Source organism: Lysobacter sp. A286 (genome assembly GCF_054052105.1).
This window is the reverse complement of the sequence record NZ_JBSVRJ010000005.1, coordinates 72581-81339: the sequence shown is the minus strand read 5'-3', so window position 1 is coordinate 81339 and position 8759 is coordinate 72581. Positions and strand designations below refer to the sequence as shown.

At 66.3% G+C, this 8759-nt stretch carries 5 protein-coding genes and 1 pseudogene; 3 read left to right on the top strand and 3 right to left on the bottom strand.

What is annotated here, in order from left to right:
* Positions 1-411, bottom strand: a pseudogene (locus ACW7G0_RS13660) (hypothetical protein); the annotation flags it as partial.
* 601 nt (positions 412-1012) lie between these two features.
* Entirely contained in the window at positions 1013-2992 is a 1980-nt protein-coding gene (locus ACW7G0_RS13655) for a UvrD-helicase domain-containing protein (protein WP_456990447.1), read from the bottom strand.
* A gap of 153 nt (positions 2993-3145) precedes the next feature.
* Here ACW7G0_RS13655 and ACW7G0_RS13650 point away from each other — a divergent pair, with 153 nt between their 5' ends.
* The 3 genes from ACW7G0_RS13650 to ACW7G0_RS13640 all read left to right on the top strand — a co-directional run bounded on the left by ACW7G0_RS13650 (position 3146) and on the right by ACW7G0_RS13640 (position 5867).
* Entirely contained in the window at positions 3146-3883 is a 738-nt protein-coding gene (locus ACW7G0_RS13650) for a hypothetical protein (RefSeq protein ID WP_456990445.1), read from the top strand.
* 360 nt (positions 3884-4243) lie between these two features.
* Complete coding sequence (locus ACW7G0_RS13645) at positions 4244-5023, top strand: tetratricopeptide repeat protein (RefSeq protein ID WP_456990443.1); 780 nt, start codon at positions 4244-4246, stop codon at positions 5021-5023.
* Positions 5024-5228: 205 nt separating this feature from the next.
* Complete coding sequence (locus ACW7G0_RS13640) at positions 5229-5867, top strand: thymidine kinase (protein WP_456990441.1); 639 nt, start codon at positions 5229-5231, stop codon at positions 5865-5867.
* A gap of 24 nt (positions 5868-5891) precedes the next feature.
* On the opposite strand, the gene ACW7G0_RS13635 is transcribed toward ACW7G0_RS13640, so the two are convergent.
* On the bottom strand, positions 5892-8756 hold the full coding sequence (locus ACW7G0_RS13635; RefSeq protein WP_456990439.1) for a protein kinase domain-containing protein: 2865 nt from the start codon (positions 8754-8756) through the stop codon (positions 5892-5894).
* Between the last annotated feature and the right edge of the window lie 3 nt (positions 8757-8759).

Genomic DNA, 8759 nt, shown 5'->3' with positions numbered 1-8759 from the left:
GGCGGCAACCGCGTCCTCGCCTACGACCAGCGCCTCACCCTCGCCGCTGGCCTTGAAGTACTGGTCGGTGTTCTCGGCGACCATAGCCACCGCATCCAACTGGTCCAGGTTCACCGCATCGGTGCCCTCGGTACCGGCGGCGACGTTGGTGATCTGGCGCTCATTGCCGGCGCTGCCGACCGAAAGCGCGTTGTCTCGCAGCGCGATCGAGCTGGCACCGAGGGCGACGCTGTTCTCGCCTACCGACAGCGCCCCATTACCGACGGCGGTACCGGTGCTGACGGCGATGGAGCCCGCGCCGACGGCAGTGGTTCCATCGCCCGCGGCCAGACTTCCAGCGCCCACCGCGGTAGCTTCCAGCCCCGCTGCGTTGCTGGAGGCACCGATGGAGCTGGCGCCCTCGCCGACGGCGCTGCTGTCCGCGCCGGCCGCCGTGGCGTCTTGGCCGATCGCCTTGCTGCCCTCCCCGCAAGCCAGCGCTTGGCTGCCGAGCGCCATCGCAGTGTTGTTGCCTGTGGTTTCGCAGGTTTCAGCAGCGAGGGTGGGCGCGGCGGCCAAGGTCAACGCCGCGGCGAGCGCGAGATACAGCGGCGCGCGTCTGGCGTGACCGCGGGGTGTGTTCAGGACGGCGTTGTGGGTGGAACGGATGGAGTGCGAGACGGACATGGCTGATTTCCCCGGTCGGCTTCATTTGGAGTGCGGCCGACATCGCGACAGCAACTCCCCCAATGACAACTCCGGGTGGCCATTTCCGCTCTAGGTACCGCTACGAATCGAGCAGAAAAACTTCATGCGACGTTACGCCGGGCATGAAATCGAGGACGCCGGAGTGCGTGCAATCGCCACGGATCTGGCGATGCCTTGCCGAAGGAATAACACGAAAAATGACTCGGGGGTAAATACGTCATGACGCACAAGGGCACTTAACGACTACAAAGGCCCGCAATTATTACCTATAACGTGACTTTCATCACAAATAATTGTGCGGTGCGGCAAGTGTTGCCGCGCTGCGTCAGCTGTCCAAAAGCGCGCGGATTGCGGCCAATCCGGCGGTCGCCCGCTCCTGCTTCCGGGCCGCGTCGGCGACCGGGTCGGCGCCGTCGCGCTGGATTTCCGCGGCGGGTAATTCATCGAAGAAACGGCTCGGTTTGAGCCGGATCGTGTCGCCCCATTTCTGCGCCTTTTTCGAGTACGACAGCCACAGTTGTTCCTTGGCGCGGGTGATGCCGACGTACAGCAGGCGGCGTTCTTCCTCGATGCTGCCTTCGTCGATGCTGGCCTCGTGCGGCAGGGTGCCGTCCTCGACGCCGACGATGAAGACGTAACGGAACTCCAGGCCCTTGGCGCCGTGCAGGCTCATCAGCCGCACCTGGTTGCCGGCGTCGCCCTTGTCGGCGTGCGACAGCAAGGCAAGCTGCGCGGCGAGCTCGCCTGGCCCCGCGCCTTTGCCGCCGTCGAACCAGTCGGCGAGCTCTTCCAGATTGGCCTTGCGGCGCTGGAAGCTGGTCTCGTCTTTGCATTGGGCACGGATCGAGGCGAGCAGCCCGGACTTGTCGGCCAGCGTGCGCACCAGTTCTGCCGGGGTCATGCGCCGGGCATCGTTGCGCAGGCCGCGCAGGATGCCGACGAAGTTGTCGAGCGCGTTGCCGGCGCGGGGCGGCAGCTGCTTCAGTGCGCCGACCGATTCGGCCGCGCGCGACATCGGCATGCCGGCGCGCTGGGCCAGCTCGCCCAGTCTGGACAAGGTGGTCGCGCCGACCTCACGCTTGGGCGAGGTCACCGCGCGCAGGAAGGCAGCATCATCGTCGGGGTTGGCGACCAGGCGCAGCCAGGACAGCGCGTCCTTGACCTCGCCGCGCTCCAGGAACGCGGTGCCGCCGGACAGGTGATACGGGATCTTGACCAGCTGCAGCGCCTTTTCCAGCGCGCGGGACTGGAAGTTACCGCGGAACAGGATGCAAAAATCGCTCCATGGCGCCTGCCGGGCGGTGGCGACAAACTGGATTTCCGCGGCGACTTTTTCCGCCTCGTGTGCGTTGTCGCGGCACTCCCAGATGCGGATGCGCTCGCCGTCGGCCTGCTCGCTCCACAGGGTCTTGGGGTGCGCATGCGGGTTGTTGGCGATCAGTGCGTTGGCGGTGCGCAGCACGCGGTTGGAGCAGCGGTAGTTCTGTTCCAGCTTGATGATCCGCAGCGCCGGGTAGTCGGTGCCCAGTGACAGCAGATTGTCCGGGTTCGCGCCGCGCCAGGCATAGATCGACTGGTCATCGTCGCCCACGCAGGTGAACAGCCCGCCCGGGCCCGCCAGCGCCTTGAGCAGCCGGTACTGCGCATCGTTGGTGTCCTGGCACTCGTCCACCAGCAGGTAGCCGATGCGCTCGCGCCAGCCCAGCGCGCACTCGTGGTCGGATTCCAGCAGCTGCACCGGCAGCCGGATCAGGTCGTCGAAATCGACCGCGTTGAACGTGCCCAGCCGCGCCTGGTACAGCGCGTACACGGTCGCCGCGTCGATCTCGCGCGCGGTACGCGCCTCGGCCATCGCCTGCTCGGGCGACAGTCCGGAGTTCTTCGCCCGCGAGATCAGGTTGCGCATCGCATCCAGCGCATCGGGCTTGGTGCCGGTGCCGAGCAGGTCCTTGATCTGCGCCGCGCTGTCGTCGCTGTCGAAGATCGAGAAGCCGCGGCGCAGGCCGAGCTTGGCGTGCTCTATCTGCAAAAAGCGCAGGCCCAGCGCGTGGAAGGTGCAGATGGTCAGCCCCTCGGCGCCGTCACCTCGGATGCGTTTGGCGACGCGTTCGCGCATTTCCTTGGCGGACTTGTTGGTAAAGGTGATCGCCGCGATACGCTTGGCCGGCATCCGGCCGGACGCGATCAGGTGCGCGATCTTCTCGACGATCACCCGGGTCTTGCCGCTGCCGGCGCCGGCGAGCACCAGCAGGGGGCCGTCGATGTGCTCGACAGCGGCGCGTTGGGGGGGGTTGAGGCCGTGCATGAATAAGGTTCCTGCCAGCGCGACAGTCTACCCGGCCGCGCGCGGGACAAGCTTGGGGCAAGGCATGATCTCGGGTGCTACGCTGTTGGCGTTGGTCCGTCAACTGAGCGTCAGAGCATCCGCCAGGGAGACAGATAAATGATCAGACAATCCATGCTTGCCGTCGCGTTGGTATTGGGACTGGGATTGAACCCCGCTGTCGGTGAAGCTGCCGGCTTGAATGGCACCGAGTTCGACGCCATGATCCGCGGCGCCGCGGGGCATCCCAACGAGCGGGCGCGATGGCGTGGCCTGTGGGCGTACGACAATGGACGCCACGACGCGGCGATCGACCAGTTCCAGCTCGCCGCCTCGTATGGCGACAAGGTGTCGCAGCACGTACTGACCCTGATGTACTGGCACGGCGATGGCGTCGACGCGGATCCGGTCAAGGCGTACATCTGGGCCGACCTCGCCGCCGAACGTGGCACCGATCAGCGTCTGCTCGCCATCCGCGAGAAGCTGTGGACGTCGTTGTCGCCGGAGCAACGGCAGCAGACGAAGCAACTCGGCCCGGGATATTACGAACGGTACGGCGATGACCGGACGATGCCACGCAACGAGGCCGCGATGCGTCGTTTTGCACACGGCCGCACCGGCAGCCGAGTAGGCGCAGACAGCTCGCGGCCGCACATCATTGCCGGTGGGTCGGCTTCAGGCCCCATCAAAGCCAACAGCCTGAATGCGCTTGCCTCCGGCAACGGCGGAATGTCCGCCGCTGAACTTTACGACCGCGAACGCCTGCGGCCGGAGCGGTACTGGGACGCCGAAGATCAGGTGTTGGCGGAGCTGATGAATGAGGGCAAGGTCAAGGTGGGGGAGCTCGAGCCCGTCCGAAAGGACCCCCAATAGCTCGATCGCGCCGGCGAGTACCCGCGGGGTCGGCGCGCTGTGGACTTGGGTTGCGTACCCCGCAGTGGCGTCCTGCATCGGGCTCAGCGCGGACGCGACCGCATTCGTGCCGGAGCGGGACTTGCAGCACTCGTAGCCGTCAACATCGCCGCCCACGGCGTGTTGCATTGCGTGCTGATCGACGAGGCGCAGTTCCTGCACAAGGCGCAGGTCTGGCAACTGACCGAAGTGGTCGATGCAGGCCCAGCGCGTGGAAGGTGCAGGTGGTCAGTGCTGCCCGGGCAGTTTACCCGCAGCTTCCGCGCGCAGCGGATATCATCGAGGCCATCAATCCGTCAGTGGTGTTGGGGAATCCGCGGCATGTTGAAGTCGATCTTGCTGTGTGTGGTGTTGTCGTCGTCCCTCTCGATCGCGGTGGCCGCGGACACGCGCCCGCTGCGGGATCCGACCGAGGATGCGTTGATGATCTCGGCCGGTTTCCTGGCCGCGCACCCGGACCTGCAGAACCGCCAGAGGGGGGTGGAGGCATACGAGACCGGGCGCTTTGAAGAGGCGCTGAAATACTTTCGGCGCGCTGCCCACTACGCCGACAAGGCGTCCCAGGCGATGGTCGGGGAGATGCTGTGGAACGGTGAGGGCGTCGCCCGGGATCCGGCGCTCGCCTACGTGTGGATGGACTTGGCGGCCGAGCGCGGCTACCGGGGGTTCTTACAGTTCCGCGAGCAGTACTGGGCGGCGCTGGGCGAAAGCGAGCGCAAGCGTGCGCTGGACGAAGGCCGGGCAATCTACGCGCGTTACGGCGATGCCGCCGCCAAGCCGCGCATTGCCGCCGTGCTGCGACGTGGACTCGCCCAGACCACCGGCAGCCGCCTGGGCTCCGTCGGCGCGCTCCAGATCATGGTTCCCGGGCCGGGGGGCGTGCCGATAACGATCGATGGCTCGAAATACTATGACCCGCGTTACTGGGATCCCAAGCAGTACGCCGAGTGGCACGACCGGGTCTGGATGAATCCGCGGGTGGGTCGTGTCGACGTGGGGGAAACGGAGACCTTGCGGGGCGAAGCCGCGGAGATTCCGGCAATGATTCCGGACGCGGACAGTCCGGGCTCGCCGGTTCCGCCGGTGGATTCCCCGCGCTAGGGATGTTCTGAACAACTGGCGTCGTCCCCGCGAAAGCGGGATCCAGTGACTTCAGCGCATTGAAAGCAATGGCTCTGGGTTCCCGCCTTCGCGGGAATGACGAGCAAAAGCCGAGTTGTTCAGACCTTTCCTAGGGAAGCTCTGGGAAACGGCCGGGGATCGCAAGATCCACGCCCGTTGCCACGGCACCGCCTAAACTGCCCGCATGGCCAAGCTATATTTCTACTATTCGGCGATGAACGCCGGCAAGACCACCAACTTGCTGCAGTCCGCGCACAACTACCGCGAGCGGGGCATGCGGGTGGCGATCCTGACGCCGCAGCTGGATGATCGCGTGGGGCACGGTACGGTGGCGTCCCGGATCGGGCTCAGTGCGGATGCGACCGCATTCGCGCAGGAGCGTGACTTGCAGGCACTTGTGGCCGCCGACATCGCGGCCCGCGGTGCGCTGCATTGCGTGCTGGTGGACGAGGCGCAGTTCCTGCACAAGGCGCAGGTCTGGCAACTCACCGAAGTGGTCGATGCGTTCCGGATCCCGGTGCTTTGCTATGGCTTGCGCACGGATTTCCGTGGTGAATTGTTTGAGGGCAGCCAGTACCTGCTCGCCTGGGCTGACGAGATCAGCGAGATCAAGACGATCTGCCACAGTGGCAGCAAGGCGACCATGACCGTGCGCGTGGACGAGCAGGGCCGCGCGGTAAGCGACGGGCCACAGGTCGAGATTGGTGGCAACGAGCGTTACCTGTCGGTGTCTCGTGCCGAGTTCAAGAAGGTAGCGCGTGGCGAAGGCGCGATCACTCCGCAACAGCCATCGCTGCCGCTTGAACCCATCGCCCGCGATTGACCCGGGGGTGACCGGTCGGCGTGCTCAGTTGCCGGCAGCCGTCCGGGTGGATCGATTTGCATTGCAACCCAGGCGAATCGCATCGATCTCCCGGGGGATGACACCGCCTTCCGGCCGGGCCTGCTGCAGGTCGTGATCCAGCTGGTCCAGACGGCGTACGGCTTCCAGACGCTTGGGACCATGACAGCGCAGTTGCGCCGCGTAGGCACGGGCACGCCAGACGGTATCGCGCAGTTCGATGTCGTTGTCGGGCAGTTGCGCCAACGCATCCAGCTGCGCCAGGGCGGCGGTTGCGGCCGGCAACCCGGCAAACCGGGATGCACGCTGGTAGGCCAGGACCAACTCGGCACGCCGGGTGAGCGGATGGGAGTTGCCGTAGTCGGCCCGTAACTGGCGGATGGCGTGTTGCAGTCGCTCCACGCCCTGGCCGGTTTGCCCCAGTGCGATCTCGACCTCGCCGAGGAGACGATCGATCTCACCCACCGATCCTTCTTCGATACCGGGCAGGGTCTGGCGGATCTCGTGCGCCTCCAGCAGCAGGGGATGGGCGAGCGGGTCGCGGTCGTCCGCATGCAACACCGACGCCAGATCCAGCAGGGCATCGGCGACCAGGTCGGGTCGGTCGTCGACGCGGAGGATCGTGAGCCGGTGGCGCAGCGACGCCGATGCGGCGTCCAGGTCGCCTTGTTCCCACTCGATCATGGCCAGCGCGTGGTAACTGTCGGCGAGATCGGGATGGTTTGGCCCGAGCCGTGCGGCAAGCAACCGGTGGCTGTCGCGCAGTTCTGCTTCGGCCTGCTTGTAGCGGCCTTGCTGGAAATGGATGGCAGCCAATTGGCGACGCACCGCCAGTGTGGTCGCATGCTGCGGCCCGTGGACCTCCGCACTGATCGCCAGCGCGGTTTCAAGTTCGCGTTGGGCCGGTTCCAACTCTCCCTGGGCGCGATGCAGACGACTGAGGTTGCGGTGGATGTCGATCAACAACGGGTGCCGGTCGCCAGCTTCGCGCAGCAAGCGATCCCGCGCTGTTTCGAAATCCGCCAGGGCGACAGCGGTCTGGCCCTCGTCGGCATGCAAGCCGGCCAGATCCATCAGGTTTTCCACCTCCCCCACGCGATTGGCATGGCCTTCTCGGCGTAGCATCAGCGACCGCTCGAACAACCGCTGCGCACCCCGGCGCTCGCCGTTGGCGCGGTGGCAGCGGCCGAGCTGGGAGTAAAACTCGGTGGCTTGCGGTGGCAACTTGGCCTGCTCGGCTCGCGCGTTGTCCAATGAGGGCTGCATCAGCTCGATGCATGCGGCCGGGTCGCCCAACAGGCGCGCCACGCGGCCGCGCTGGGTCAGAGATTCCAGCTGCAGGCTGGTCGGCACGGCGTCGGTGCCCGCGATCAATCCCGCCTGCTGGTCCAACAGGACTTTCGCTTCCTGATAGTCGCCCAGTCCGATGCGCAGCCGCGCGACCACGCCGAGTATCTCGGCCAGCGTCCGTGGCTGACGGGCCAACTCGCGGTCGGCGCGTTCCACGGACGTCGCCAACAGGTCGCGCAGCTTCAGAGGCTCACCGTCACGGGTGCCGCCTGCGCCTTCGAATACGCCAATCATGAACGCCTGCAACGCCTGCGCACGCGCGGCCTCACTGACCGCCTCACGCGCCTGCCAGGCGACCACCGCCAACGATGCGGTGAGGACCAGGGCGGTCAGGCTGCCGGTGGCCAGCGGCCAGCGATGGCGGCTGACGAACTTGCGCAACTGGTAATTCAGACTTTGTGGTCGCGCCTTTACCGGCAAGCCGGCGCCGTAGCGTTGCAGGTCCTGGGCGAGTGCCTCAACCGAGGGGTAGCGCTGCTCGGGGCGCTTGGACAGCGTCTTCAATACGATGTTGTCCAGGTCGCCGGACAAGGCTCGTGCCCGCCGTCGCCATGCGCCGTTGTCGCGCGGTTGCTCCGGGTCAGTGGCGTCAGGGGGGCGTTGCAGCATCGCCTGGGACGGACGCACCGGGTCGTGAGCGAGGATCGCCTCCTCCCAGGCTGCATCACTGTCCCGCCGCAATCGGTACGGCTTGGTGTCGGCGAGCAGTTCATACAGCACCACCCCCAACGAGTAGACGTCGGTCATCGTGGTGACCGGCTCGCCACGGATCTGCTCGGGCGCGGCGTAGTGCAGGGTGAAGGCGCGTGTCCCGGTGCGGGTCTGCTCGGGCGCGATATCGCTGTCGAGCAGTTTGGCGATGCCGAAGTCGAGCAGGCGCACCTCACCTGCCGGCGTCACCAGGATGTTGGACGGCTTGAGGTCACGATGGACAATCAGGTTGGCGTGGGCGTGGCTGACCGCTGCGCAAATCTGCTCGAACATCTGCAGCCGGGTATCCAGCGGCGTGTCATGGTCGCGGCAGTAGTCGGTGATGGGTGCGCCGTCGACGTATTCCAATGCGAGGTAAGGCAATCCTTCGGTGCTGATGCCGGCGTCCAGCAGGCGCGCGATGTGCGGGTGGGCAAGGCGGGCGAGGATCTGCCTCTCGCGGGTGAAGCGCAGGCGCAGGTCGGTATTGGCCAGGCCCGGCCGCAGCAGTTTCACCGCGACCCGACGCTGGTACAGGCCGTCGGCGCGCGCGCCCAGCCAGACCTGCCCCATGCCCCCTTCGCCCAGCAGGTACTCAAGCTGATAAGGCCCGACCGTGCTGCCGGGCAGGACGCCGCGCTCGGTCGTGATCACGGGTTGGGACAGGAAGTCTTCGCGTGCGTCTTCCAGCGCGATCAATGCTTCCAGCTCGTCAGCCGCCTGGACATCCTGGTTGCGCAATTCGTGCAGACGTTGCGCGCGCGCATCGGGCTCCAGCTCGAACAGCTCGTCAAGCAGTGGCGACAATCGTTGCCAACGCGCGGGGTCCATCGT